This is a genomic window from Oxynema aestuarii AP17, assembly GCF_012295525.1.
Taxonomy (GTDB): Bacteria; Cyanobacteriota; Cyanobacteriia; order Cyanobacteriales; family Laspinemataceae; genus Oxynema; species Oxynema aestuarii.
In genome coordinates, this window is record NZ_CP051167.1 from 2,215,667 (window position 1) to 2,240,950 (window position 25,284).

A 25,284-nucleotide genomic window follows, 5' to 3' on the forward strand; every position below is an offset into this window, starting at 1 on the left:
TCGCATTGATACCCATGGTAAACTAAGCGACTAGGTTTCACTGAGACCCCCCTCAAAATCCTTGTATTCTAATTTTCAGAAAAAATACCGACGCATACGCAATGAATTACTCGCCGGAGGGGTGGGACTCGCCGGAGTCCTATTAATTGGAACCTTGTGGTACTGGTTGGTGGAAGGTTGGAAGCTGTCGGACGCGGCGTACATGACGGCGATTACCCTCTCGACGGTCGGCTATATGGAAGTCCACCCCCTCGGCGAACGGGGTCGCTTGTTTACGGTGTCGCTGATTGCGATGGGTCTGGTCAGTATCGGTTACATCGTCAACCGCTTTACAGAAGCCCTGATTCAGGGATACTTTCAAGATGGACTGCGTTTGAGACAGCAACAACGCTTGTTAGACACTCTCTCCAATCATTACATCCTTTGTGGTTTCGGTCGCACCGGGCGTCAGATCGCCTATGAGTTCAGTGCGGAAAATATTCCGTTTGTGGTGATCGATACCGATCCGGAACAGATTCAAATCGCCCAAGACCTCGGCTATATCACGATTCAGGCGGATGCTACTTTAGATGCAACGTTGATGAAGGTCGGGATCGATCGCGCCTTGTGCTTGGTGACGGCGATGCCTTCGGATGCGGAAAATCTCTATACGGTGATTTCGGCGAAAACTCTCAATCCGAAAATCCGGTCGATCGCCCGCGCCAATAGCGAGGAAGCGGTGCAAAAACTTCAGCGTGGCGGCGCCGATGCGGTCATTTCTCCTTACATTACCGGAGGTCGGCGGATGGCGGCGGCGGCGTTGCGACCCCAGGTGATGGATTTTGTCGATGGGATTATTACCGGGGCCGATCGCGCGTTCTATCTCGAAGAGTTTCGCATCGAACCCGGCGCCTGTCCCTGTGAAGGTCAAACTCTCGCCGATACGCGCCTGCGATCGCGATCGGGGGCGTTGGTTCTCGCGATTCGCCGCAGCGACGGCAACCTGATCGGCGGTCCGACAGCAGACACGATGGTGTTACCCGGCGATACGCTCATTTGTATGGGGACGGCCCAGCAGCTTCGCCGCCTCAATCAGATTCTCAGCCCTCTGAAGGCGAAAACGCCGCGCCTCCCGCGCAAGTTTCCACCCCAACCGTGAGGCGATCGCCTGTCATGGCCTTGTTTCAGGACAGTTTCAACGCGCTGACCGGAACTTCATCCCAAGAACTCACCGTTCTCATACGGGCAATCCAGCCCGTTTGTTTTTGTTCGTCGCTGAGGTTTTCTAAAAACTCTTGATGGCATTTTTGGGCTTGCTGTTCGTCGGAACAAGCGATGCAAGCGTAAATCATCCCCGACGGATCGACTTGCTCGTTCACCCAGATGGTCATCCTAAAAGCTCCTTAGTTTTGAGAGTTTATTCATTTATTTTATACGTTGATTGATGGCAATGAATCAAGGGAAAAACACGATCTTTAACAAAAGAAACTCGATGGTATTGATATAGTATTCTTAAATCGGATGAGTCGGGGTTACCCCCCTCAACCCCTTGGGAGTGGGAGCATCTTGCTCTCTATTTGGGTTAAAAATTATTGAGGATTGCTATAGAAACAATTGAAGTTTTATTTTTTCAAATAAGAGCGATCGCCTCCCTCGCGGACGATCGCAAACTCCTGAAAAAATGTCCCCATAAGCGGCCAATCTCTTAACTCAGACCCGCGCTCGCTCAAAATGGGCCAATTTCCTACTCTAGCGATCGTTAATTTGTCGATTCATCGATCGAAACGATCGCAGACGGGCAAGTTCACCCGCCTGGATCGTCAATTTCGATCGGTTAAAGCTGTAGTTTAAGCATCGGGATTGCGCTCTTTTTGTTTGAGGGCTTGTTCGCGCAAGGCGATCGCATCCGGGTCGTTAGGTCGCAGTTGTAACACCGTGTCGAAGGCAGCGATCGCGCGATCGTAGTTCTGAAGACTCAGATAAATTAAGCCAACATTAATCCAGGCGCGATCGTTTTGCGGTTGCAACTGCGCCACTTGTTCAAAAGAGGCGATCGCCTCTTGCGGTTTCTGTTGCTGCATCAACACCAAGCCCCGATTAAACCAAGCTTCCACATAATTCGATTGGGATTGAATCGCTCGATCGTAACAGGTCGTGGCTTCTTCGTAGCGTTCCAATTGCATTAACGCATTGCCCCGTCCGGTCCAGCCTTCGGCAAAATCGGGCTTAATTTGAATCGCTTTTTCATAACAGGCGATCGCCTCTTCATGGCGGTGCAGTTTCGACAGTTCGATCCCGCGATGCTGCCACGCTTGGATAAAATCTCCCTTGAGTTCGATCGCCTTTTTATAAGATTCGATCGCCTCGATCGGTCGATTGAGCATCGATAAAGTAAAACCGTGATTGAACCACAAACTGGGATTGTCTGCGGCAAAAGCAGTAGCGCGATCGAAGGCTTCCAACGCTTCCGGATACTGTTGCGCGTAAAAATGCACCCCACCGAGATTAATCCACGCCGCCCCAAAATCCGGCTTGATTTCGATCGCTTTACGATACGATGCGATCGCCCCTTCCCAATCTTGTTGGCTGACTTGTTCGTTCCCTTTTTGGAAATACTCGTCTGGACTCAAAGCCACTTGAGAGTCCGAAACTTCATGTTCGGAAACTTCATGTTCCGAAACTTCATGTTCCGATATCCCCGATTCTGACACCGGAGGTTCCGAACTTTCCTGTTGCAAATCTTCCCCCGCTTCCGTCGCCGAAGGGGTTGCCGACGTTGCAGGCGGCGGCGGGGGTGGCGCTACGGGTGGAGGGGGTGGCGTCTGTACCCCCATCTGCCGTTCGAGTAACTGGCTGCCAATACTAATCGCCACTTTGCTGAATTCGCCGATTTGCATCTGACCCAAACGGGTTAAAACGACGGCCAGTTCTCGACTTGACGAGTTTTGCGCCAACAGGCGATCGCCGTACCCTCTCAACCACTCGGCCCAGAGGCGATCGTCCCCCCGAGACCCGAGCACCTCGAAAAATTGAACGACGCGCGATCGATCCCATCCCGTCATCATTCCTTCGCGAATCTGTCGAAACAGTAATTCGTAATCTTCTGCTTCCAAAGGTGGGGGCGGACTCGCAGGCGTTGCTGTCGTTTCCTCTGGTTGTCGGCGAGGGGGCTTACTGTTCCCACTCCCCAACCACTTTTGCCAAATCCCCTTGACCATGAATTCACCCTCTGGCACTATTCCTTCAATCATTTTAGGAGGTGGCTCGGTTCTGTGCGCGTCTGGCTTTCCCGGGGCGATCGGACTTCGCACTCACCGTGCGATCGCCCTCCCTCGGATTTAAAAGACTTTCAGCACTCGCGCCGCCGCAATCAACTCCGGAACTACCCGGGCGGGCCAAAACCCCTCACCCCGTCGCCCTTCATTGAGAATAAAGCGCAAGCTGTAAGCCTCCGGATAGCCTTCAACCTCCATCCACAATAAATCGCTTTGCGCTTCACAAGCGATCCGTTCTTCCTCCATCAACTCCTCAGCCATTTGCGCCATCGTGGTCGCCAACTGATTGAGCAACCGACAAAAATCGTCTAACTCACTTTCACTCAATTCGATCGCCCAATCGTCACTTCCCACTAAACCTCGATAGATTTCCGCTTGCGGATTCCACCCCAACCGCCAGCCTTCGCCACTTTTGAGAATTTTCTCCATCGACCGCTAGATACAACTTACCCAAACTTACCCATCAAGTCTGAAAGCTTGATGAACAATACGTTTGAGTCGATTTTACTTCCTGCTTCTACCAAGGGAGTCGGCTCGCTCTTGTCCACAGGCGTTAATTTGGCCGTAGCTCGACCTATTTTTTCCAGATTTTTAGCTGCGTTTAAATCTCTGTCTATTTTGAGATGACAATGGTCGCAACCAAACAGTCTTTCTGATAAGAGTAATGAGTCTTTAATGCTTCCACAATTAGAACAGATTTTACTAGATGGATAAAATCTGTCTACGATTATTAATTGTGACCCATATATTTGGCTCTTATATTCCATCTGTCGTCGGAATTCATAAAACCCCATATCGGCGATAGATTTAGCTAGTTTATGATTGGCCATCATGCCCGATCCGTTTAAGTTTTCTATCACATTAACGGCGTGGTTCTTGCATGATTGTAAGGTCAACTTATGTAACGTATCTTTTCTGAGATTAGCGATTCTCCGATGGAGTTTTTGGACTTGAAGCTGGGACTTTTTTCGATTGGCAGAGCCGAGACTTTTTCGGCTAACTTGTCTTTGGAGTCTAGCTAGTTTATTTGAATACTTTTTATATGCTTTTATTCCTTCTATACTTACTCCCGTTGATAAGGTGGCAAGCGCTTTTATCCCCAAATCTATCCCCACTACATCTGTTTTCTTCTCGGTGGGGGTCACGTTGACATCTATTTTAAACGAAATAAACCAGCGATCTGCCTCTCGACTAATCGTCACATTTTTGGGTTGATAATTTCCCGATAATCTTTCATAAGTTTTCAGAATTCCAATGACAGGAACCTGAATTTTATTTTCAGATAATATTTTTATGGTTCCATCTAGAGTAAAGCTGTCTTGTCTACCTTTTTTCTTGAATTTAGGTCTAGATTTCTTTTTTTTAAAGCAATCTTGCCACGCCTGGGCGAGATGTCTGAGAGCGTATTGAGGGACACACTTAGAAACTTCGTAATACCACAGATTCTCTGGTTTTACTAACTTATTTAACCACTTATGTAAGTCAATAGCTGTGGGAAATTTGATTTTTTCATCGGGACGACAAGCGGCATTATGTGATAAAATTCCTAAACACAACCCGTGACCCCAATTGTAAGCATGACGCGCCACTCCCGCATGACGAGCGAGTTTTTGTCGTTGAGTCAGATTAACTTTAAGTTGTGTTTTAAACCCTAATAACATGGAATTAAATGCTCTACGCTACCAATGGCGCCTAACTAGAGCTAATTTTACCACCACTGATGACTTTATTAACAATTCAGTTTCTAGAAATATTGGTCAATGCTACGGGAATTTCTCACGATTTGAGTGAGATTGAGTAAGATTGGGTAAGTTTTCGGCTTCTGTGGTTAACCCTTTCCTATTTTTTCGGATCTAGCGTACCGTGACCCGAACCCGATCCCCCCTGCCCGATCGCCACGAACCAGCACTGACATAGCTTTGAGAGAAAATTGACTTTCTTACTTGACTTATTCGTAAAACAACTATATAGTTATGTTTGAGTAGAGTTAGAGAGTCCGCACCCATCGATCGCTGGGCGAGGCGCGATCGCCACGTCCACTCGAATCGACCACAAGGACAATCCGAGTGGAAAGCCCAGTCTGCAATGACGTTCTGGTTGTATACCCCCTTCCAGAACGTCAAACTCCTAACTGATTTAGAACCTAGAGGTGAGCGATCGTGTGGCGTCAAATCAGACAACTACTATCGGTTTTTCTCATAGTCGATGTCTTACTGGTTGTTTTTACGTTTGGATTCGGACTGTTTCATTCCCCCTCGGCTACCCCCCTACCCAATGATATTTGGGTTAGTCCGCATCCTCACAAACAACTTAATTTGATGCCAATATCGCGATCGCTTCCCCCTTTTTCTCTCTAAAAAATCCCTCAAGCTTTTGCGATTTTAACTAAACTGCGATCGGCCACAACCCCTTTGAACTGCAACGGCGATCGCCCCTAAAAATTGGGAGTTTGCAAAAATATTGAAAACCCAATTTTTAGATTCAATCGGCTAATTTTAGCCAAACTTAGCCGGAGTTTCGTAAATTCAAATTAGGAGCATTATCGATGTCAGATTTGTTTTCTACCCAATGGATGGAGCAATTTAAAGAAGCGTGGAATGCCGATGAAGAACTCACCAGCTCTCTAGCTAAAATCAATTTTAATTCTATTATCGGCTATGGATTTAAAGATAGCGATCGCCCCACTGGCTTTATTGAAATTGTCAACGGAAAAGCAGTGAATGCCGGAAGCTACGACGGTCAAACACTGAATTGGGATTTACGCGCTTCCCGAGAAAGCTGGGAAAAATGGCTTTCTCAAGGATTAAATATGATGGGTCTGAGTATGGCCTATATGAAGCGCAATATAGTCTTTCCCGTAGGCGACTACGGCGCCATGATTAAAGATCCGCGCATGGCCGGACCATTTGTCAAAAGTTTTGCCGTGATGGGACAAGTTTCAACTCACTCAAGTGTCAGCTAACTCCTACCTCTAAAAAGAGCGATTCTACCTCTGAGTCCGAGCGAACAGGGGGGACAGTTGGCGCCTCTCTGTTCTTTTTTGAAAAGATTCCATTAATTGCCAAAATAAGCAAAAATACAGATTTACATACATAACCATTTAGGTATATAGTTAAATCAACAAGCAAAAAGAAAGGTAAATTCAATGCAACGCTTAACCCGTTTATTTTCCCCCTCTTCCCTTTTGGCAACCCTAGCGATTGGCTTAGGCAGTCTCGGCGCGATCGCCACCCCTGCGAGTGCAGTAGAACTGCCTGACGGCACGATCGCCTTTGAAGCCCCGCCGCGTTTTGTCTCACTCTCCGCCAATCATCCTTGTGCGAGCGTTCCCTCAAACTATTACTTCACCCTCGAAGTTCCCGAAAGTGCGGGAGAAGCGCTCAAACAAGTGACCATCACCCAACCCGAAGGAGCCGAAGCACTCGACTTTAACTTCGATGCTTCCGTCGCCTGCGAAGGCGGACGCGGGGGGAGAAAAATTGCCCTCGAACGAATGAATTCAGATCCCAATAACGATCGCTCTTGGACATTTTCCTTCGATCGCGCGATCGAACCCGGCGAGAAAGTCACCATTCGCCTGCACACCGATCGCAATCCCGAATTAGATGGTTTCTATCTCTTTGGCGTCACCGCTTTTCCCGAAGGCGAACAAGTTCGCGGTCAATTCTTAGGCTTACACCAATTATCCTTAGACGGTGGCAGCTAACAGAAAAGCCCACGACTAAAGACCTCCCCCGATCGAGGGAGAATAGGGGGAAGTCTTGACAGTATTAGCTTCGTAAAAGCTATCCTAAATATTCTCAGTCTTCCTCAGATTTCAGATCGATTTTAAGTCCAAACTCTCATTCAACTTGCAAATAGGAGAATCGGCAACTCATGGCTCAAACCAAAAAACGCAAGGCAACCCTGAAAACCCTGACCCCCTCTCAATTAAAATCCCGTAAACAGCAATTAGAAATTATCGACGCGCGTGGATTTTTAGAATATCTCTTCGGTCACATTCCCGGCGCCAAACGTATGAGCCGCGATCGCATTCTCCAAGAACTCCCCAAAGATCGGGCGATCGTCGTCACTTGCATGTCCGGCGCCCGTAGCGCCGCCCTCGGTCACTGGCTCGTCGCCCAAGGCTATCAAAAAGTCTACAACTTGCAAGGTGGATGTATGGGCTGGCAACAATCTGGATATGGCCTCAAGCAAGGCAGAAGTGAAGCTTAGAAAGAGGCAAAAGGCCAGAGGAAGGGGAGTAGGGAGTAGGCAAAAAGTAAAAGGGAAGAGGGTCGCCCATTCTAATTCCCCCTTCCCTCCATCTAAAATCTAAACTCTCAACTCTAAATCCCCTCAAATTTCTCCCTCTCTAACAGCCAAAAACCTCTTGTTTCTGCTTTTCGAGACAAGGGGTTTTCCTCATCAATGACGCATTGAAATCAAGACAAAATTAACCGTTCTCAAAACAGATGATGACCTCTTTACCCCCTCTTCAAATAGGCCGACATACCGCCCGCTATCCGATCGTCCAAGGCGGTATGGGGATTAGAATTTCAGGAGCCAATCTCGCCGCAGCCGTCGCGAATGCTGGAGGAATTGGGATTGTTTCAGCAGTCGGATTGGGACTGAACTCGCCCTACTACGATCGCCAACAGAAAAAAGGGAATTTTTTTGAAGCCAATCGGTTAGCATTAATCGACGAATTAAACCAAGCCCGCGCCCTCAGTCCGGACGGCATTCTCGGGATTAACGCGATGGTCGTCGCCCGAGATTACGAAACATTAGTGAGAACGGCGGCGGAACGCGGTGTCAATTTGATTATCTCAGGGGCGGGATTGCCCATTCACCTGCCGAAATATACAAAAGACTATCCCGACGTTGCCCTCGTGCCGATCGTCTCCTCCACCCGGGCGGCGAAAGTCATCTGTCGCAAGTGGGAACGGCTTTACGATCGCCTCCCGGATGCCTTCGTCGTTGAAAATCCCAATACCGCAGGCGGTCACTTAGGCGCAAAATACGAAGAACTCTACGATCCCGCCCTCGACGCCGATCGCGTCATCCCCGAGTTAATCGAATTTCTCAACAGCGAATACGATCGCCCCATTCCCGTCATCGCGGCGGGAGGAATCTGGGATCGCGGCGACATCGATCGCGCGATCGCACTAGGTGCGGCGGGGGTGCAAATCGGCACGCGCTTTATCACCACCGACGAATGCGATGCCGACGTGCGCTATAAAGAATTCCACTGTCGGGCCCGTCCGGAAGACGTGGTTATCGTTCCCTCTCCCGTCGGCTTACCCGGACGGGCCTTAAAAAATCCGTTCGTCGAAAAAGCGATCGCCCATTCCGACGAATTAGAGACAAAATGTCTGGCGAACTGCCTGCAAGTGTGCGCCTGTCGCGATCGGCGCCAGACCTATTGTATCGTGCAGGCCCTCGATCGCGCCGCGCGCGGCGACATCGAAAACGGCTTGATCTTCGCCGGAAGCAACGCCGGACGCGCTCGAAAAATCGTCCCCGTCGCCGAAGTGATGGCCCAATTAGTCGCCAGTTAGGGGATCGATCGAAAAAGAGAGCGGTCGATCGCAAGATAATCTAGGGGCGAACCAGAAAAATTGTTCGCCCCTAGATTGATATATTGATTTCGTTGAATTTATTTGGTTTTTTCCGACGGTTCGGGAAACAGTTGACAGGCGCGTTCGGTCCGTTGGTTGACCATTTCCAGGCGCGAAGTGATAAAACGATCCATCCAGGTTTCTAAATACTGGCGATTGGCTTCGTGTTCTTCCGGGTCGGTCGTCGTCAGGGGATGGGGAGCCAAGCCTTTAATCGCGGCGGTCGTCACGCAGAACATCGATTTTTGGAAACTCTGACAGATTTGCACCCGGATGTCATCTTCACCCCGGCAGTTAGTCCGGTAAACTTCGTGCAGATAATCCGGCAAATAGTGGCGCATATCTTGCATCAACAACGTCGGCGGAATGCCCGCGCCCCCAGTCGGCAAGGGATCGGCATACAAGGCACCATAAGCGAAATCCCGTTGAAAATAGGGGATTTGATGGGCTTGGGCGTTATAAGAAACCGTCCCCGGGAAAGGGGTACCCCGGAAGAAAATCGTATCGACATAAGGGACGGCGGTATCCATTAAAAAGGTCAACCCGGCAGATTTGGGGAGGATGTCGTAACGGCGATCGCCGATCTTGACCCCATAGGTAATCGGCTTGCTGGCGGCGGCGACCAAACCATCGAGGATATATTGGACGACTTCGGGAATCGATTGAATCTCTCCGGCATCGTAGCGGTCGGAGAGGGTGAGAAAAATATCGCTCATCACCCGCCAGAATTGACCGAGTGCGCTATAGTAGCACGACTGCCGCACGTACTCGGGCAAGAAATCGGGGAAAATGGCGTGAATGGCTGAGATGGCGGGGTTGAATTTGAATTTAGCGCGAATGGCTCGTTCGGCTAACTGTTGGAATTCCTCGGTATCGAGATAGTCGTCGAGACCGCCGCCGCCGTGCCACATCATCACTTTCATGACATATTCGGCGTATTCGTAGTTGATGCGATCGTGCCACCAGTGGCGCAGCAACTTGGTGGGGTTAATGTCGCCGTTGAAGTATTTAAAAAAGGGAAAGAAGACTAAAAATTGATGGTCGGCGATATAAATTAAGTTCTTGGAATAGGCATCGAGGACGACGCCATAACTTTTTAAAATGCCGACGACTTCGACGAGGTTTTCCGGGCTGTCCGGAAGTAAGTCGCCGCCTGCTTCCAGGCGTTCGATATAAGCAGCTAGGGGATGATTGGATGGTTTAAATGCGGTACGGGTCATCGAAATTTCACCCTCAATTTATAAATGTTGCGAATTGCTGTGAATGGGTATGAATAAGTGGGGAATCAGGGGAAAGGAGCCAGTTAAGCGCGGAGTTTTGCTTAAATTTTATCTATTTTGACCTTAGCACGCACCGCTCAAGCCAAAGAGAGGGGGAGCGGGCGATCGCGCCAAAACTCTACGGTCAATTGGGGTAAAGTTTTGGCGATCGCGCTTACGGTCCTACGGTTCCGGGAGGATCCGGGGAGAGGGCCGAAACGGAGAAGGTTGAGGGGGATCGCGTCAGGGCAGTGGTTTGGTTTTCCGTCAAATCCACCAAGGGACTCGGGAGTAAACCGAGAATGACGATAAACACCGCCAGAACGATCGCCGGAATGCGATCGTCCCACTGAACCGGGGGCAAATTGACCACCACGTCAGACAAGCGACCGAAAAAGGCTCGGTTAATTAACAGCAAGAAATAGACGGCGGTCAATCCCGTACCGACCATCGAGAGCAAAGTTTGTACGGGAAACTCGGTGAAACTGCCGCGAAAGACCAAAAATTCGGCGATAAATCCGGCCATGCCCGGAATTCCCGCACTCGCCATCACTCCGAGAACCATCAAACTGCCGATCACGGGTAAACCGCGTTCGGGGTTGAGCAATCCGGTCAAGACACTGAGATCGCGGGTTCCGGCTTTGCGGTAAATAATACCGACGAGTAAGAACAGTAAGGCGGAGATTAAGCCGTGGGCGATCATTTGGAACACGGCAGCGAGCAAGCTAATGGGGGTGGCGGCGGCGACGGCGAGCAGGATGTAGCCCATGTGGGCGATCGAACTGTAGGCGACCATTTTTTTCATATCGGTTTGGGCGATCGCGCTTAAGGCCCCGTAGAGGACGCTGACCACGGCCCAACTGGCCAAAGCGGGGGCTACATAATGCCACGCTTCGGGAAACAAGCCGTAACCGAAACGCAATAAGCCGTAAGTCCCCAATTTGAGCAGGACTCCCGCCAGGAGGACCGAAATCGGGGTCGAGGCTTCGACGTGGGCGTCGGGTAACCAGGTGTGGAAGGGAACCACTGGGATTTTGATGCCGAAGCCGACGAGTAAGGCACCCAGTAGCACGAGTTGAGTCGTCAGGGGTAAATGGTTTCCGGCGAAGGGTTGGTAAGCAAAACTACTCGATCCGCCCAACCAGACTAAGCCGAGGAAGGCGGCGAGAATTAAGATGCCGGAAAGGGCGGTATAGATTAAAAATTTGGTGGCGGCGTAACCGCGTCGTTTGCCTCCCCAGATGGCGATCAGTAAATAGAGGGGAATGAGTTCGATTTCGTAAAAGAGGAAGAACAGCAGCAGATCTTGGGCGAGAAAGGCGCCGTAAACTCCCGCCATCAGGAGTAAAACGAGGGCGTAGTACAGGCGGGGGCGGGTTATGGAGCGCGACGTGCTGTAGATGGCGATCGCACTTAACAGGCCGTTTAACAGCACTAAGGGCAGGGAAATGCCATCCAAGCCGAGGCGGTAGCTCAATCCCAAGGAAGGGATCCAGGAGAGGGACTGTTCAAATTGCAATCCGACTTGATTCAAGTCAAATTGAGTCGTGAGCAATACGGTCCATAGGAAGACGGCGATCGCCGTGGCTAAGGCCAACTGGCGAAAGCGGTTGGAGGTGGGTTTTGCGGGGAAAAGCCCGATCGCGATTGCCCCGAGAATGGGCAAAGCAATTAACAAAGTGAGCATCGACGGTCAAACTCCTTATCCAAATCGATCGGCGAGGGAGGTTCGGGGGGGGTGAGGATGGAGAAGATGGATCGGATTTATAACAACCAGCTCATCAGCAGCCCCAAAACGCTAATCCCGACGAGGATGGTCAGGACGTAGAGTTGAGAACGACCCGGAACGGTATATTTCAAGCCCTGACCGCTAAAAATCGTGGCAAAGCCGACTAAGTTGACCAGACCATCGACGAAATAGCGATCGATCCAGGCAGTGATTTTAGAAAACTGCTCGACGGCGAAGACGACGGTCAGGTGATAGAGGCGATCGATGTAAAAGTCGTAGGCCAACAAGTTCTGCACCGCAGGCCACGGCAACTGCACGGGTTTCGGCCAACTCGGGGACATGTAGATCGCCCCGCCGACGACGCAGCCGACGACGCCGGAGAGAACTAGTAAGGGAACGGAAAATAGTGCCGGGTCCGGTCCGGTTCGCGCCCACGGTCCGGTCCAACTGAGCAAGAATTGCCAATGTTGCAACATCACCGGAACGAGTAAGGTGGCAATGGTGAGGGAGACGAGGGGCAAGGCCATCGGCCAGCCGACCTCGGGGGCGCGGCGGGTTTTGGCTTGTCGTTTGCCCAAGAAGACGAGGGTAAAAACGCGGGTTAGGTTAAAGGCGGTTAAGCCGTTGACGATGACTAAGACCGCGACTAACCACCACGGCACACTCCAGAAGCCGTTGACCCAGCGCCGCAAGACCCAGAACATGCCCAAGGGGAATAGGTCGATCGATCCGGCGACGCCGACGACGAAGGCGATCGTCGTGGCGGGCATCCGGGACCACAAACCGCCCATTTCGGTGATGTTTTGGTTGTTGGTGGTTAGGATGACCGATCCGGTGCTGATGAAGAGCAGGGCTTTGGCGAGGGCGTGGGTGAGGATGAGCAGCAAGGCGATATCGACGTGCTGCATTCCGATCGCGATGAAGACTAAGCCGAAATAGGCGCTGGTGGAGTGGGAAAGGGTGCGTTTGATATCGATTTGGGCGATCGCCACCAAGGACGCCCCGATCGCCGTCAGCGTCCCCAAGACGATCGCCGTAGTCGAGGCTAAGGGAGATAGGGCTAAAATCGGCTGCAATTTAATCAGCACGTAAGCGCCACAGGAGACCACCAGGGAATTTCGCAGCACCGATGCCGGGTTGGGCCCTTCCATCGCTTCGTCCAGCCACAGGTGTAAGGGAAATTGGGCGCATTTGCCGATCGGTCCGGCAATTAAGGCCAATCCGAGCAAGTTCGCGGTTAAGGGAGACAGTTGCTGGGTCTCCGACCACGCCTCCAAGCCGGAAAAGCTCATGCTACCGGACAGGGCCGAGAGACTGACGACCCCCATCAGCAGCAAGATATCGCCGACGCGCTTGGTGAGAAAGGCATCCCGGGCCGCCGTGACCACTAAGGGCTGGGCGTACCAGAAGCCGACGATTAGGTAGGTGGACAGGGTGAGCATTTCGAGCAAGGCGTAGCTGAGAAACAGGGAGTTACTAATCGCCAAGCCACTCATTGCCCCTTCAAAAAAGCCCATCATCCCAAAGAAACGGGCTAATGCCCAATCTTTTTCCATGTAGCCGAGGGCGTAGAGTTGGGCGATTAAACTCAAGCCCGTCACCAGTTCCATTGCCCCGGTACTGACTTGGGAAATTTCAAAGCTCAAAGATAAGTCTAAATCGGCAACGGTAAGCCAGTGAAAGACTAACTGTTGTGGGGCTTGACCCCAGGTACTTCTAAATAGAAATAGGCCGTGGACGAAGGCGAGTAATGTGGTCAGGAGGTTGAAGTAGGTCGCGGGACGCGGCCCGGTCCGACGCACGATACCCATAGACCACGGTAAGGTTAAGACGGCTCCAATCGATCCGTATATAGGAATCCACCAACTCGTTTGGAGGAGAAATTCATTCATCGAAATTTTCCTGGTAATTATCTGCGGTTAAATATCATCGTTTCTTCCTCCTCGATCGGGAGGTAGATCGTTCTATTTCTCTGGAACAAACGGATAGAATTCGAGGAAAATCTACCCGCAAAAAGGTTTTGGTTAATCTTAGCTTAAGGGTTTTATTGCTAAAACCAATAACGGGAAGACTAGAGAAATGATAAATCGCTCGGGTCACTTTTTTTGAAATTTGACGATCGCCGAGAGCATCATTACCTAGGGGAACTCGCCGATCGCCCGTCCCGATTGCACGACTCTTGAGGCAGATTTTCCCGGGAGATCGATTCGATCCCCGTCCCGATCTCGGGGGCGATCGCTCGCCGTCGCTTTTCCTCTCCCACCCGTCGTCCAGCCGCTTCCCTGACGCCGCGATCGGCGAGGATCCCCGGGTCGGCGATCGTCCCTCAAGTACGTCGATTTTATGAATAAATTATTAATTTTAATTAAGATATTAGTTTTGTTAATGACTTTAATTTGTCAACATGATATTTATTTATATTGTCAAGAGATACAAGCTTCACCTATTCTGGATAGAGGAACACTGAAAGCTTTTATAAAGCGAGAAAAACTGGGAATTCCCGTCAAAATTTTCTCGACAGCTTCATGCTATTAATTCGACTCATCCTAACAGGAGACAAAACAGATGCCAATCGCCGTGGGAATGATTGAAACCAAGGGGTTTCCCGCCGTCGTAGAAGCGGCAGATGCGATGGTCAAAGCCGCTCGCGTCACGTTAGTCGGATATGAGAAAATCGGGAGCGCCCGGGTCACGGTAATCGTGCGCGGCGACGTGTCGGAAGTGCAAGCCTCCGTCGCTGCCGGAGTCGAAAACGTCAAGCGGGTCAACGGCGGAGAAGTTGTATCTACCCACATTATCGCCCGTCCTCACGAGAACCTCGAATACGTCCTGCCGATTCGGTACACCGAAGCTGTCGAGCAGTTCCGAACCTACTAGATCGAGTTCGATACCCATCGATCCGAGCGATCGATATTTTGTTAAAAGTGGGCGATCTCACCATAAAATCTTGTTGAAACAATTCATTTGGGAGTCAGGAAAATGTCTATTGCCGTCGGCATGATCGAAACGATTGGATTTCCCGCCGTCGTGGAAGCGGCAGATGCGATGGTCAAAGCGGCCCGCGTCACCTTAGTCGGATACGAAAAAATTGGAAGCGGTCGCGTGACCGTAATCGTGCGCGGCGACGTGTCGGAAGTGCAAGCCTCCGTCGCTGCCGGAGTCGAAAACGTCAAGCGGGTCAATGGGGGTCAAGTGGCGTCCACCCACATCATCGCCCGTCCCCACGAAAACCTCGAATACGTGCTGCCGATTCGATATACCGAATCCGTCGAACAATTCCGCAGTTACTAACCTTGAGAGGCGATCGCCCCTCAAACGCGATCGCACGAGTCAAACGCAAACCAACGCAAACCAACATTAAATTTGGGAGTTATTACGGATGTCAATCGCTGTTGGCATGATCGAAACCCTCGGGTTTCCCGCCGTCGTCGAAGCTGCCGATGCGATGGTGAAAGCCGCCCGGGTTACCTTGGTCGGCTATGAAAAAATTGGGAGCGCCCGCGTCACCGTGATCGTGCGTGGCGACGTCTCCGAAGTGCAAGCCTCCGTCGCTGCCGGAATCGAAAACGTCAACCGAGTCAACGGCGGACAAGTCGCGTCCACCCATATTATCGCGCGTCCCCACGAAAACCTCGAATACGTCCTACCGATTCGGTACACCGAAGCTGTAGAGCAGTTTCGCGAGAGTACCGCCGGAATTCGACCGATGAATCGACCGTAATTCATGCAACTGGCTAAAGTTCGCGGCACCGTCGTCAGCACGCAAAAAGAACCGAGTTTGCGAGGAGTCAAACTGCTCTTATTGCAACTGCTCGACGAAAACGGGCAACTGCTGCCCGACTACGAGGTCGCTGCCGACAGTGGCGTAGGAGCTGGGGTAGACGAATGGGTACTCGTCACCCGAGGGAGTGCCGCCCGCCAAGTTTTCGGATCGTCTCAAGAGCGTCCCGTCGATGCAACCGTCGTGGCGATCGTCGATACGGTGACCGTCGAAAATCAGACCCTATATAGCAAAAAAGACCAGTACCGTTAGTTGTCTCGGTCAGTTGTCATTTGTCATTTGTAATCGATCGCGGCAAATGACAAATGACCCGTTTTCAGGAAGGAGGAAATCAAAAATTATGGTAGTCCGTAGCGTCGGCGTCGCCGCCCCCCCCACGCCCTGGTCGAAAAACTTAGCCGAACCGCAAATCGATACATCCGCATACGTTCATTCCTTTTCTAACATCATCGGGGATGTACGCATCGGACCGAACGTCCTCGTTGCACCGGGAACCTCGATTCGCGCCGATGAAGGCTTCCCCTTCAATATCGGTGCGGGAAGCAACATCCAAGATGGGGTCGTCATTCACGGGTTGGAACAAGGCCGAGTCATCGGCGATGACGGCAAAGAATATTCCGTCTGGATCGGCAAAAATGCTTCGATCACCCACATGACCTTGATTCACGGTCCGGCTTACATCGGCGATAACTGTTTTATCGGCTTCCGCTCCACCGTGTTCAACGCCCGGGTAGGAGAGGGCTGTATCGTCATGATGCACGCCCTGATTCAAGATGTGGAAATTCCCCCCGGAAAATACGTGCCTTCCGGCTCGGTGATTACCAACCAACAACAGGCCGATCGCCTCCCGGACGTGCAACAGGCCGATATTCAATTTAGTCGCCACGTCGTCGATATTAACGAAGCCTTGCGCTCGGGATATCAATGTGCGGAAAACGTGGCTTGTGTTACCAATATTCGCAACGAAATGAATACAGCAAGTAATTCTAACGGTTTTGGCGCTTCTTCCTCTAACTCGACCCTCTCCCCGGAAGTGGTGAATCAAGTGCGGCAACTGCTCGATAGCGGCTATCGCATCGGCACGGAACATGTAGACGAGCGCCGTTTCCGCACCGGATCGTGGAAGAGCTGCGCCCCCATCGACAGCAAGCAAGTCTCGCAAGTGGTCGGCGCCCTGGAAGCCTGTCTGGCGGAACATCGCGGCGAATACGTGCGCCTGATCGGCATCGACCCGAAAGCCAAACGCCGGGTTCTCGAAACCATCATCCAACGCCCCAACGGTCAAGCTACCTTTAGCCGCCAAAGCGGCAGCTACAGCCCCTCCCGCCCCAGTTCCGCCAGTGCGGGCGCTGCCGGATCGGCGAGTTTTGACGGGGAAGTGGTCGAACAAGTGCGTCAACTGATCCAGAGTGGCTATCGCATCGGGACGGAACATGTAGACGAGCGCCGTTTCCGTACCGGGTCGTGGAAGAGCTGCGCCCCCATCGACAGCAAGCAAGTTTCCGAAGTGATGGACGCCCTCGCCGCCTGCTTGGTGGAACATAGCGGGGAATACGTGCGCCTGATCGGCATCGACCCGAAAGCCAAACGCCGGGTGGTCGAAACCATCATCCAACGTCCCGGAGATCCGGCGCCGAGTGCGGGCGCCCGTCCGGCGAGTGGTAGCAGTAGCGGCAGTTTCGGCGGGAGCACTTCGGCGACGGCGACGGCAACGGCGACGAGTACCAAGCTCGATCGCGAGGTGGTCGAACAAGTGCAGCAGCTCCTCGCGGGGGGTTTCCGCATCGGCGCGGAACATGTGGACGAGCGCCGTTTCCGTACCGGGTCGTGGAAGAGCTGCGGTCAACTCGACGCCACCAGCGCCGCCGGAGCGATCGCCGGACTGGAAAACTTCATGTCGCAATATAGCGGGGAATACGTGCGCCTGATCGGTATCGACCCGAAAGCCAAACGCCGGGTGGTGGAGACGATCGTTCAAAGACCGTAGATCTCCCTAGATCTCGTTGGCAATCCCTTTGCGTCGGCGGGGGGAGTCGGGGTGGCGTTGGCGCTAACTTCCCTCCGACTCCCCCGATCGCCCGCGCGATCGCGGCTTGCCCGACGGTCGTATGCACGATAAATGATTTTTGTCAAGACCCTTTGAGGTTTGATTTCCCATGTATTTGCCGCCCCTACGAGCCACTGACAACCAGATGGTGTACGTCAGTGGCGACGTAAAGCTTGACGAGAGTGCGGCGATCGCCCCTGGGGTGATTCTCCAAGCGAGTCCAAACAGTCAGTTGATCGTCAGTGCCGGGGTATCGATCGGGATGGGGGCGATCGTCCAAGCCCATCAAGGTACCCTGACGATCGCCGAAGGGGCGACCCTCGGAGCCGGAGTATTGGCGATCGGAAGTGGAACGATCGGGGCGAATGCCTGCCTCGGCGCCGCGACCACAGTCCTCAATCCCGCGATCGCCCCCGGGAAAATCGTTCCCGCAGGTTCGATCCTCGGCGATCGCAGCCGTCAGTGGAGCGATATTGCTCTCCCCGAACCCGCCCCGACCCCCGAACCTGTGGCCGACGACGCCGCGAAGGAACCAGACCGACCGGAACCACCCAGCCCCGCCCCGCCACCGACTCCCCCGACGGCAACGGAAACCGAAACGAACTTAGAAACGGAATTAGAAACGGAAACTGGATCGACCACCGAACCGACGGGGGACGATCGCCCCTCGACCTCCGACGCCTTGCGTTCCGGTCAGGAGCATATCAGTCGCTTCTTATTTACTCTGTTTCCCCATTCCCAACCCCCCAATCCCTCGGACGGATCGGCTTGAAATGACCGGGTCTTAGGGACGGCGATCGCGATCGCCGCCACGGATCCCCCCACGCCGAATCCCCCCCTACGGGCCGAACTCCACCCGTACCGCCGAGCGATCGCCCGCCCTTAAACCTACAATGAAAGCAGGGGAAAACCCCGCCCTTGCGAGCGATGGAGGTCAGACTATGGATCGAAAACAATCGGGAATTATTCCCCGCCAACAATTGAGAAGAACCGATAACCTCAGCGAAAGCGCGTTGGGACTGGTTTCGACCCAGAGTTTTCCCGCCATTGTCGGTTGTGCGGACATGATGCTCAAATCCGCCGGGGTCGTCTTAGTCGGTTACGAAAAAATAGGCGGCGGTCACTGCACGGCGATCGTGCGCGGTCGGATCGCCGACGTGCGCCTCGCCGTCGAAGCGGGGGCCGAAACGGCGGAAAAATTCGGACAGACCGTTTCTAAGCTGATTCTGCCCCGTCCCCTGCCCAATTTAGAAGTCATCTTTCCCATCGGTTCGCGCCTGTCCGACCTCGCCCAAGAACAAGGACAGTCCCGCTTGAGCAATCAGGCGATCGGCTTGTTAGAAACCCGGGGCTTTCCGGCGATGGTCGGGGCGGCGGATGCCATGCTCAAATCTGCCAACGTCCAACTCGCCGCCTACGAAAAAATCGGGGACGGACTCTGTACGGCGATCGTGCGCGGCGCCGTCGCCGACGTGGTCGTCGCGGTGGAAGCGGGAATGTACGAAGCCGAACGCATTGGCGAATTCCACGCCGTGATGGTGATTCCGCGACCCCTCGACGACCTCGAAAAAACGCTTCCCGTCGCCAGTTGCTGGGTCGAAGAGCGCCAACCGCTCAAAATGCCCGTTTCCGTCAAAGAAAAAGAAAAAGATATGGTGGCTTTACCGGATTTACAGCAACTTCCGGCCTCCGAATCTCAAAAAGAAGTCGAACTCGTCGAATTGCCGGAGTTGGACTCCCTCGAACAGCGCAACGCCGAACCCCTCGATCGCGAGTAGGCGGTTAGGGGGTCGGTTCTTGAATCGTTTCCCACAACCAGCGTGCAAAGGCATCGTCGCCCAAGCGCGATAGGGCTTCGGCTAGAATATCTTCCGACAAATCCGGCGTGTTGCGGGCTAAATCCACCGGGAGGGACAAAAACGCCAGATTGCGGATTAACTCGATCGCCTCTTCGCGCATTCGTCGGCGTTTCGTTTCCAACAACATGACCGTGCGACGGATCGAACGTTCTCGACTGACTTCGACAACGAACACATCTTGTTCGGACAGATTATTCATCGGAGCGATCCTGTAAACTAACGATCTAAAAATCTGGAAAGTTCCAGCAAAATCAGCCTCTCTAGTCCCATGAATCTAGGAAATTCTAGAAATTAATTTAAGCGGAAATCTCGATCGATGCAATAGATTTCATCCTATTTTAAAAAGCCAAAAATTAAATCAAGAAATGCTACAAAATATCAAGAATCGATCGAATCGTCCGTCGCGCGATCGCCCCGATCTCGCCAGCGATCGCCGCGAACCGCTATCCTGATTGAGGAATAACTCGCAAGTCAGGGGCGATGAAACCGAAACTCAAAGACATGGAAGCGTGGCGCCAAGCGGAATTATTGATGCAACCCACCCTGCTGCGCGTTCTCGACAACATCCGCAAACAGATCGAACAATCCACCTGGGAGGGGACTTACGAAGAAGTCGAAACCCCCATTCCCGGCTATCAGCTTTGTTTGCACAAACAAGAGCAACAAGTGCGCGTGCAAGTCTGGGAATTGTGTTATCGAGTGTGCTTTCGTGATTATATAGAATCCCATACCCCCGCCGAAACCGTAGAAGTAGAAATCGATACGGATTTACTCGACGAAAACGGCGAGGTGGACTGGACCCAATTGGAAGAAAAAACCGTCAAAGTCATCGACGATTTATTTGCAAATTTACCGAATGCATAAGATCGACTTTCCGGCTTAAACGGTAGAATAAATAGGCTAAATCGGCTTAAATTGACGAAAACCTGTATACAAAAACCACGATGACCACCGATCTCGAAACTTTGCAAAAAGCCGCCGGAGCCACCTTTGAGTCCGAAGACGGCGATCGCCCCGTCCCGGACAGCTTCGGTAACGACGGCGAGGCGATCGCCGCCGCCCGCAACGGGGTCGCTTTGTGCGATCGCCGCCACTGGGGACGCTTGCAACTGTCCGGAGACGACAAACTGCGCTTTCTGCACAATCAAAGTACCAACGACTTTCAACGGTTGCAACCCGGTCGAGGATGCGAGACGGTGTTTGTCACCTCTACCGCTCGCACGATCGACCTCGTCAGCGCTTACGTCACCGAAACCGCCGTCTTGCTGCTGGTCTCGCCGAACCGCCGTCAAAAAATGCTGCAATGGCTCGATCGCTATATCTTCCCGGCGGATAAAGTCGAGTTAAGCGATCTCACTGAGACCACGGGAATGTTTAGTTTAATCGGACCCGAGGCCGATCGCCTCTTGAAACAATGGGACATTGCCGCACCGCAAACTGACGGGTCTCACGCGATCGTCGCAATCGACGGTACAGAAGTGCGCTTGTGTCGGGGGAGTGGCGTGGGACTGCCCGGATATACTCTAATTTGCGAAGGCGATCGCAGCGCCTCACTTTGGCAAAGCCTCACCGAAGCCGGGGCCGTCCCCATGGGCGATCGCGCCTGGGAACGCCTCCGCGTCGAACAAGGGCGTCCGGCGAGCGATCGCGAACTCACCGACGACTACAATCCCCTCGAAGCCGGATTGTGGCAGACCATTTCATTTGACAAAGGCTGCTACATCGGACAAGAAACCATCGCCCGTCTCAACACCTATAAAGGCGTCAAACAACAATTGTGGGGCGTCCGTTTGGATCGTCGTGTCGAACCCGAAACCCCGGTCACCGTCGGCGAAGACAAAGTCGGCAAACTCACCAGTTGTACCGTCGGCGATACCGGGGCCTTCGGCTTGGCGTACATCCGCACCAAAGCAGGCGGCGAAGGCTTAAGCGTCCGCGTCGGCGAAGCTCAAGGAGAAATCGTCGCCGTTCCCTTCCTCACTCGCGGTTATCCCACTCAAACCAGTGGCGACGCCGCCGAGTAGAACGGTGGGAGAGGTGAAAAATTTTTCGCCCCTCCCTCGGAAGGCTCGATCGCCCAGCAGCGAATCAGTCGAAGCAACCAGTGTTTTACACTAAGTGCAAAAACAATGAGAGAGATCGAGGGTAGGGACACGGCACTGCCGTGTCCTTACAGGCGATCCATCTTCATCGAGGTTTTAGAAAAATGGTATTAGTGATTGAGAAGGGCGATCGACTGACCCCTCAACGGCGGGCGAAGCGACTGCGGATGAGGCGATAAAGGATAATGCCAACCAGTCCAACGATCGCAAACGGGAACGCAAAAACACCGAGGATCGCACATCCAATTAGATGAACTTTACTGCGTCGGGCAAATTTAGCAATGGTTTTCATCCAATTGGGAATCGGGTAAGCCTCAAGGGGTAAATCTAATTCTTGATAAATTAATTGTGCTTGCTGACTCGCCGCAAATCCTTCTTTAATTCTGCCGATTTTTGGGTACAAAGCACCTAAGTTTTGTAAAGAATTGGCTTCCCCCCTTCTGTCGCCGATCGCCCGTTTAATTTCGAGGGATTGTTCGTGGAAGGCGATCGCCTCTCGGTACTGTCCCAGGGAATCGTAAGCACTGCCTAAATTGCCTAAAGAAGTGGCTTCCCCCCTTCTGTCGCCGATCGCCCGTTGAATTTCGAGGGATTGTTCGTGGAAGGCGATCGCCTCTCGGTACTGTCCCAGGGAATAGTAAGCATTGCCTAAACCGATTAAAGAATTGGCTTCCCCCCCTCTATTGCCGATCGCCCGTTGAATTTCGAGAGATTGTTCGTGGAAGGCGATCGCCTCTCGGTACTGTCCCAGGGAATTGTAAGCATTGCCTAAATTGCCTAAAGAATTGGCTTCCCCCCCTCTATTGCCGATCGCCCGTTCAATTTCGAGAGATTGTTCGTGGAAGGCGATCGCCTCTCGGTACTGTCCCAGGGAATTGTAAGCATTGCCTAAATTGCCTAAAGAATTGGCTTCCCCCCCTCTATTGCCGATCGCCCGTTCAATTTCGAGAGATTGTTCGTGGAAGGCGATCGCCTCTCGGTACTGTCCCAGGGAATAGTAAGCATTGCCTAAATTGTTTAAAGAAGTGGCTTCCCCCCCTCTATTGCCGATCGCCCGTTGAATTTCGAGAGATTGTTCGTGGAAGGCGATCGCCTCTCGGTACTGTCCCAGGGAATTGTAAGCATTGCCTAACGAGGTTAACGAGGCAGGATATCGCCAGTCTTGGTGATTGGGGAGATGTTCGACCAATTGCCGATACAGATCGACCAAGACTTCGTAATTACCGCGTAACGTCAGGAACTCGTATACATTATCCCCCTGCCTAATGCGATCGAAAGCTCGTTCGTACTCTCCCAACTCGCAGAGATGATAAAAGATCTCTAAATATTCCCGGACATCTGCCACGGTTTGCCACTCTTCCCGGGACTTCAACCCCTTTTGATAAAAGGCGATGGCTTGCTCGTGTCGTGCCGTTAAATCTCCCAAATTAAACTTGAGATATTCGGCAATAAACGGCTGGAACGTATAAAACTCGGGCCCTTCGGCGACTAAAAAGCCCCGTTTTACCAACTCCCGCAACAGCTTGTCCGTGACCGTCTCCCCAGAAACCGCCGTGGCGATCTGGGCGTCAAACCCCTGACGCAAAACCACCAACGACAACAAAACCTTCCGTAACGTCGCCGTCAAACGGTTAAAACTAGTCGCCAACACCGCCACCAACGGCACCAATTCTTGACGGTGCATCCCCTCTAGGCGCCCCATCAACTCGCCGACCTCGGCCATCCCCAACGCGGCTAAATCCTCAATCGTCGCCCCTTCTCCTTTTTCGTCATTGAGCAACCCCACCACCAGTTGCAACGTGAGCGGATGACCGTTGACTCGTTCGACAAACTGCGCTAATACCTCCGCCGTCCCGCCAATTTTCAACGCCTGCAATAATTGAGCCCCTTCCCTCGGCGAGAGTCCCTGGAGAGCTAATTCCGTCGGCAGATTCTGGACTAATGGCGGCACCACTTGTGTCGTCACCAGAATTTCCGTCCGATAGCATTTCCCCAGCCACTGCTGTAGAAAATCCCGATAACCTTCATCCTCCAAAACCGATTCGAGATTGTCCAACACCAGCAAAAACCGTTGCTCTTGCAGACAGCGTATTAACACCGTCGTCAAGTGGATTTCTTCAATTTGTTGTAAATCTTCGGGGGAGAGTTTGACCAAATCGCTCAAAATACCGCGCGCCACAATCGAAAACGCCGGACGTTGCCCCAAATCCAGCCATAATTTACCGACAAAATCCGTTCTTTGACGAAACACTTTCGCCGCCAGGGTCGATTTCCCCATCCCCGCAATCCCGACAATAACGCCGAGTTTGGTATTTTCATCGTTCAACCACCCTTCAACCACCGCTAAATCCCGTTCGCGTCCTTGCCAATGGGTGACCGTTGGCGGACTCGTATCGAGGCTAAACGACATCCCTTGAACCTTGCGCCGTTGTTGCGACTCGATAAACTCCTGGATAGAGTCGATAATTTCTTCGGTATTGCTTTTAATCTCGTTGGCGGTATCTTGCAACACGTCCAGTTTTCGAGCAATCTGGTCTAACTGCTGTTGTAACCACCCGTGCAGTTGGGTCAGTTGTGCCTGAGTTATCCCAAACTGTTCTAACAAGGTCTCGAACCCAGAATCGATCTGATGCCCCAACTGCACGAATCCCGCCGCATTCTCTCGACGAAGTTGCTGCTGTAGGGTCTCAATCGCCGTCAAGCCGTCACGAATTGCCGGGCTTCGTTCGGGCGCCTCCCGTAAAATTGCCAAAATTTCGCCCAACATCGACAGGGTGAGCCCGGAAAACGCTTTCCCGCCTTCCTCGAAGTCACTTTTAAAAACTTCCCGCAACGCTTTGGCAAAGCCGTGATGTAAGGTTTGTGCTAAATCGAGAACGATCTCATCGGGTAAGGTGATTTTCGCACGCACACACAAGCCATCGCGCAACACGCTGCACCAATCGTCTACCGTTAAAACCGTTTGTTCGTAGAACTCCCGACCGGATTTAGCAAAGAGATTGTTAATTTGCTCTTCTTGCAACGGGTCTAACTCGCCAAACTCTCCGTCGCGATTGACTTGCGCAAACATCGTCCACTGTTGCGCCGCCGTGGTGGCGAGGTGTTTGAGCTCTTTCGCTGCTTGGGGATAACGCCCGGATTCGGCGACGGACTGAATCACCAAGCCGACGGTCAACCCGGTGGCTTTGGTAATATCTTGATTGGCGAGGGTGTCCCCACTTTGGCGCAACTTGGCGGACAGTTGAGTGAGGTGATAGGCGATGACGTCGTTGGCGACGATACCCCCTGCAACCCCCGCCAGCATCGTACCCACTCCAGCAAGGGCCGGAATCGCCAAGGGACAGAGGGTGCCTCCCGCCAGGATAGCCGTGAAGGTCAACAAGCGGAGGTGACGTTGGCCGATAAAATCTATAGACATCGGTCTGGCGCTTGTCTGGTTGGGGAATAAAGAAACACCGGGTTCGTGCAGGTTCTCGGGAATGGAGGCAACTGGCAAAGGAGAAACCCAGTTTTTCCTTTTTTCTAAGATAACCTATAGTGTTTTCTAACTTCTAACAACTTCTAATACCATTTTTTAAAATAATGAGAGAGAGCGAGTTTTGGAAAGATAGTATAGTTGTTTCTAACAACTTCTAATGGATTAAGGACACGGC

At 52.3% G+C, this 25,284-nt stretch carries 24 protein-coding genes; 15 read left to right on the forward strand and 9 right to left on the reverse strand.

Going from position 1 to position 25,284, the window contains the following annotated elements:
* Nucleotides 1-61: 61 nt before the first annotated feature.
* Nucleotides 62-1,138 carry a potassium channel family protein gene (locus tag HCG48_RS09000; RefSeq protein WP_168568854.1) on the forward strand — a complete coding sequence of 359 codons (1,077 nt, stop codon included), beginning with the start codon at nt 62-64 and terminating at the stop codon, nt 1,136-1,138.
* Between the two features lie 25 nt (nt 1,139-1,163).
* Here HCG48_RS09000 and HCG48_RS09005 read toward each other — a convergent pair whose 3' ends face one another.
* Both HCG48_RS09005 and HCG48_RS09010 read right to left on the reverse strand, forming a co-directional pair.
* Complete coding sequence (locus HCG48_RS09005) at nt 1,164-1,370, reverse strand: glycogen debranching protein (RefSeq protein ID WP_168568855.1); 207 nt, start codon at nt 1,368-1,370, stop codon at nt 1,164-1,166.
* Between the two features lie 456 nt (nt 1,371-1,826).
* Nucleotides 1,827-3,197 carry a tetratricopeptide repeat protein gene (locus HCG48_RS09010; protein WP_168568856.1) on the reverse strand — a complete coding sequence of 457 codons (1,371 nt, stop codon included), beginning with the start codon at nt 3,195-3,197 and terminating at the stop codon, nt 1,827-1,829.
* Here HCG48_RS09010 and HCG48_RS26445 point away from each other — a divergent pair.
* On the forward strand, nt 3,196-3,321 hold the full coding sequence (locus HCG48_RS26445) for a hypothetical protein (protein ID WP_281362101.1): 126 nt from the start codon (nt 3,196-3,198) through the stop codon (nt 3,319-3,321). The two genes, HCG48_RS09010 and HCG48_RS26445, sit on opposite strands and share 2 nt — an antisense overlap.
* Here HCG48_RS26445 and HCG48_RS09015 read toward each other — a convergent pair.
* Nucleotides 3,318-3,683: a DUF1818 family protein gene (locus HCG48_RS09015; RefSeq protein ID WP_168568857.1), complete on the reverse strand. Its 366-nt coding sequence runs from the start codon at nt 3,681-3,683 to the stop codon at nt 3,318-3,320. The two genes, HCG48_RS26445 and HCG48_RS09015, sit on opposite strands and share 4 nt — an antisense overlap.
* A gap of 17 nt (nt 3,684-3,700) precedes the next feature.
* Nucleotides 3,701-4,915: an RNA-guided endonuclease InsQ/TnpB family protein gene (locus HCG48_RS09020; RefSeq protein ID WP_168568858.1), complete on the reverse strand. Its 1,215-nt coding sequence runs from the start codon at nt 4,913-4,915 to the stop codon at nt 3,701-3,703.
* An 884-nt stretch (nt 4,916-5,799) separates the two neighbouring features.
* Here HCG48_RS09020 and HCG48_RS09025 point away from each other — a divergent pair.
* From HCG48_RS09025 to HCG48_RS09040, 4 genes are all read left to right on the forward strand, one after another.
* Entirely contained in the window at nt 5,800-6,216 is a 417-nt protein-coding gene (locus HCG48_RS09025) for an SCP-2 sterol transfer family protein (protein ID WP_168568859.1), read from the forward strand.
* Between the two features lie 183 nt (nt 6,217-6,399).
* Entirely contained in the window at nt 6,400-6,960 is a 561-nt protein-coding gene (locus tag HCG48_RS09030) for a DUF2808 domain-containing protein (RefSeq protein WP_168568860.1), read from the forward strand.
* 170 nt (nt 6,961-7,130) lie between these two features.
* Nucleotides 7,131-7,469 carry a rhodanese-like domain-containing protein gene (locus HCG48_RS09035; protein ID WP_168568861.1) on the forward strand — a complete coding sequence of 113 codons (339 nt, stop codon included), beginning with the start codon at nt 7,131-7,133 and terminating at the stop codon, nt 7,467-7,469.
* Nucleotides 7,470-7,708: 239 nt separating this feature from the next.
* Nucleotides 7,709-8,794, forward strand: coding sequence for an NAD(P)H-dependent flavin oxidoreductase (locus HCG48_RS09040; RefSeq protein ID WP_246259996.1), 1,086 nt, complete (start codon nt 7,709-7,711; stop codon nt 8,792-8,794).
* A gap of 98 nt (nt 8,795-8,892) precedes the next feature.
* Here the strand turns inward: HCG48_RS09040 and HCG48_RS09045 are convergent, their stop codons facing one another.
* The 3 genes from HCG48_RS09045 to HCG48_RS09055 form a co-directional block, all read right to left on the reverse strand.
* The gene (locus HCG48_RS09045) at nt 8,893-10,074 is read right to left on the reverse strand and encodes a CO2 hydration protein CupB (protein WP_168568862.1); all 1,182 of its coding nucleotides are present in this window, start codon (nt 10,072-10,074) and stop codon (nt 8,893-8,895) included.
* A gap of 214 nt (nt 10,075-10,288) precedes the next feature.
* Nucleotides 10,289-11,800 (reverse strand): NADH-quinone oxidoreductase subunit M, encoded by a 1,512-nt coding sequence (locus tag HCG48_RS09050; protein ID WP_168568863.1) that lies wholly within the window; start codon nt 11,798-11,800, stop codon nt 10,289-10,291.
* 77 nt (nt 11,801-11,877) lie between these two features.
* Nucleotides 11,878-13,734: an NAD(P)H-quinone oxidoreductase subunit F gene (locus HCG48_RS09055; protein WP_168568864.1), complete on the reverse strand. Its 1,857-nt coding sequence runs from the start codon at nt 13,732-13,734 to the stop codon at nt 11,878-11,880.
* Nucleotides 13,735-14,407: 673 nt separating this feature from the next.
* Here HCG48_RS09055 and HCG48_RS09060 point away from each other — a divergent pair.
* From HCG48_RS09060 to ccmO, 7 genes are all read left to right on the forward strand, one after another.
* Nucleotides 14,408-14,719: a carbon dioxide-concentrating mechanism protein CcmK gene (locus HCG48_RS09060; RefSeq protein ID WP_168568865.1), complete on the forward strand. Its 312-nt coding sequence runs from the start codon at nt 14,408-14,410 to the stop codon at nt 14,717-14,719.
* A 102-nt stretch (nt 14,720-14,821) separates the two neighbouring features.
* On the forward strand, nt 14,822-15,133 hold the full coding sequence (locus HCG48_RS09065; protein ID WP_168568866.1) for a carbon dioxide-concentrating mechanism protein CcmK: 312 nt from the start codon (nt 14,822-14,824) through the stop codon (nt 15,131-15,133).
* Nucleotides 15,134-15,221: 88 nt separating this feature from the next.
* Nucleotides 15,222-15,563 (forward strand): carbon dioxide-concentrating mechanism protein CcmK, encoded by a 342-nt coding sequence (locus HCG48_RS09070; RefSeq protein WP_168568867.1) that lies wholly within the window; start codon nt 15,222-15,224, stop codon nt 15,561-15,563.
* 3 nt (nt 15,564-15,566) lie between these two features.
* Complete coding sequence (ccmL, locus tag HCG48_RS09075) at nt 15,567-15,875, forward strand: beta-carboxysome shell vertex protein CcmL (protein ID WP_168568868.1); 309 nt, start codon at nt 15,567-15,569, stop codon at nt 15,873-15,875.
* 88 nt (nt 15,876-15,963) lie between these two features.
* A complete protein-coding gene (gene ccmM, locus HCG48_RS09080; RefSeq protein WP_168568869.1) occupies nt 15,964-17,610 on the forward strand; it encodes a beta-carboxysome scaffolding protein CcmM in 1,647 nt (548 codons plus the stop codon).
* A gap of 169 nt (nt 17,611-17,779) precedes the next feature.
* Nucleotides 17,780-18,442: a beta-carboxysome scaffolding protein CcmN gene (gene ccmN, locus HCG48_RS09085; protein ID WP_168568870.1), complete on the forward strand. Its 663-nt coding sequence runs from the start codon at nt 17,780-17,782 to the stop codon at nt 18,440-18,442.
* 169 nt (nt 18,443-18,611) lie between these two features.
* Entirely contained in the window at nt 18,612-19,448 is an 837-nt protein-coding gene (gene ccmO / locus HCG48_RS09090; protein ID WP_168568871.1) for a beta-carboxysome assembly protein CcmO, read from the forward strand.
* Nucleotides 19,449-19,452: 4 nt separating this feature from the next.
* On the opposite strand, the gene HCG48_RS09095 is transcribed toward ccmO, so the two are convergent.
* Entirely contained in the window at nt 19,453-19,728 is a 276-nt protein-coding gene (locus HCG48_RS09095; RefSeq protein ID WP_168568872.1) for a hypothetical protein, read from the reverse strand.
* Nucleotides 19,729-20,009: 281 nt separating this feature from the next.
* Between HCG48_RS09095 and HCG48_RS09100 the strand changes: the two genes are divergently transcribed.
* Both HCG48_RS09100 and ygfZ read left to right on the forward strand, forming a co-directional pair.
* On the forward strand, nt 20,010-20,393 hold the full coding sequence (locus tag HCG48_RS09100) for a hypothetical protein (RefSeq protein ID WP_168568873.1): 384 nt from the start codon (nt 20,010-20,012) through the stop codon (nt 20,391-20,393).
* 80 nt (nt 20,394-20,473) lie between these two features.
* Complete coding sequence (gene ygfZ / locus HCG48_RS09105) at nt 20,474-21,553, forward strand: CAF17-like 4Fe-4S cluster assembly/insertion protein YgfZ (protein ID WP_168568874.1); 1,080 nt, start codon at nt 20,474-20,476, stop codon at nt 21,551-21,553.
* A gap of 220 nt (nt 21,554-21,773) precedes the next feature.
* Here the strand turns inward: ygfZ and HCG48_RS09110 are convergent, their stop codons facing one another.
* Nucleotides 21,774-25,049 carry a tetratricopeptide repeat protein gene (locus HCG48_RS09110; RefSeq protein ID WP_210437252.1) on the reverse strand — a complete coding sequence of 1,092 codons (3,276 nt, stop codon included), beginning with the start codon at nt 25,047-25,049 and terminating at the stop codon, nt 21,774-21,776.
* Between the last annotated feature and the right edge of the window lie 235 nt (nt 25,050-25,284).

What these genes read in the sequence shown, in the direction of transcription:
- HCG48_RS09005 (WP_168568855.1), bottom strand. Translation starts at nt 1,370, where the DNA reads ATGACCATCTGGGTGAACGAGCAAGTCGATCCGTCGGGGATGATTTAC.
- HCG48_RS26445 (WP_281362101.1), top strand. Translation starts at nt 3,196, where the DNA reads ATGAATTCACCCTCTGGCACTATTCCTTCAATCATTTTAGGAGGTGGC.
- HCG48_RS09010 (WP_168568856.1), bottom strand. Translation starts at nt 3,197, where the DNA reads ATGGTCAAGGGGATTTGGCAAAAGTGGTTGGGGAGTGGGAACAGTAAG.
- HCG48_RS09015 (WP_168568857.1), bottom strand. Translation starts at nt 3,683, where the DNA reads ATGGAGAAAATTCTCAAAAGTGGCGAAGGCTGGCGGTTGGGGTGGAAT.
- HCG48_RS09020 (WP_168568858.1), bottom strand. Translation starts at nt 4,915, where the DNA reads ATGTTATTAGGGTTTAAAACACAACTTAAAGTTAATCTGACTCAACGA.
- HCG48_RS09025 (WP_168568859.1), top strand. Translation starts at nt 5,800, where the DNA reads ATGTCAGATTTGTTTTCTACCCAATGGATGGAGCAATTTAAAGAAGCG.
- HCG48_RS09030 (WP_168568860.1), top strand. Translation starts at nt 6,400, where the DNA reads ATGCAACGCTTAACCCGTTTATTTTCCCCCTCTTCCCTTTTGGCAACC.
- HCG48_RS09035 (WP_168568861.1), top strand. Translation starts at nt 7,131, where the DNA reads ATGGCTCAAACCAAAAAACGCAAGGCAACCCTGAAAACCCTGACCCCC.
- HCG48_RS09040 (WP_246259996.1), top strand. Translation starts at nt 7,709, where the DNA reads ATGATGACCTCTTTACCCCCTCTTCAAATAGGCCGACATACCGCCCGC.
- HCG48_RS09045 (WP_168568862.1), bottom strand. Translation starts at nt 10,074, where the DNA reads ATGACCCGTACCGCATTTAAACCATCCAATCATCCCCTAGCTGCTTAT.
- HCG48_RS09050 (WP_168568863.1), bottom strand. Translation starts at nt 11,800, where the DNA reads ATGCTCACTTTGTTAATTGCTTTGCCCATTCTCGGGGCAATCGCGATC.
- HCG48_RS09055 (WP_168568864.1), bottom strand. Translation starts at nt 13,734, where the DNA reads ATGAATGAATTTCTCCTCCAAACGAGTTGGTGGATTCCTATATACGGA.
- HCG48_RS09060 (WP_168568865.1), top strand. Translation starts at nt 14,408, where the DNA reads ATGCCAATCGCCGTGGGAATGATTGAAACCAAGGGGTTTCCCGCCGTC.
- HCG48_RS09065 (WP_168568866.1), top strand. Translation starts at nt 14,822, where the DNA reads ATGTCTATTGCCGTCGGCATGATCGAAACGATTGGATTTCCCGCCGTC.
- HCG48_RS09070 (WP_168568867.1), top strand. Translation starts at nt 15,222, where the DNA reads ATGTCAATCGCTGTTGGCATGATCGAAACCCTCGGGTTTCCCGCCGTC.
- ccmL (WP_168568868.1), top strand. Translation starts at nt 15,567, where the DNA reads ATGCAACTGGCTAAAGTTCGCGGCACCGTCGTCAGCACGCAAAAAGAA.
- ccmM (WP_168568869.1), top strand. Translation starts at nt 15,964, where the DNA reads ATGGTAGTCCGTAGCGTCGGCGTCGCCGCCCCCCCCACGCCCTGGTCG.
- ccmN (WP_168568870.1), top strand. Translation starts at nt 17,780, where the DNA reads ATGTATTTGCCGCCCCTACGAGCCACTGACAACCAGATGGTGTACGTC.
- ccmO (WP_168568871.1), top strand. Translation starts at nt 18,612, where the DNA reads ATGGATCGAAAACAATCGGGAATTATTCCCCGCCAACAATTGAGAAGA.
- HCG48_RS09095 (WP_168568872.1), bottom strand. Translation starts at nt 19,728, where the DNA reads ATGAATAATCTGTCCGAACAAGATGTGTTCGTTGTCGAAGTCAGTCGA.
- HCG48_RS09100 (WP_168568873.1), top strand. Translation starts at nt 20,010, where the DNA reads ATGAAACCGAAACTCAAAGACATGGAAGCGTGGCGCCAAGCGGAATTA.
- ygfZ (WP_168568874.1), top strand. Translation starts at nt 20,474, where the DNA reads ATGACCACCGATCTCGAAACTTTGCAAAAAGCCGCCGGAGCCACCTTT.
- HCG48_RS09110 (WP_210437252.1), bottom strand. Translation starts at nt 25,049, where the DNA reads ATGTCTATAGATTTTATCGGCCAACGTCACCTCCGCTTGTTGACCTTC.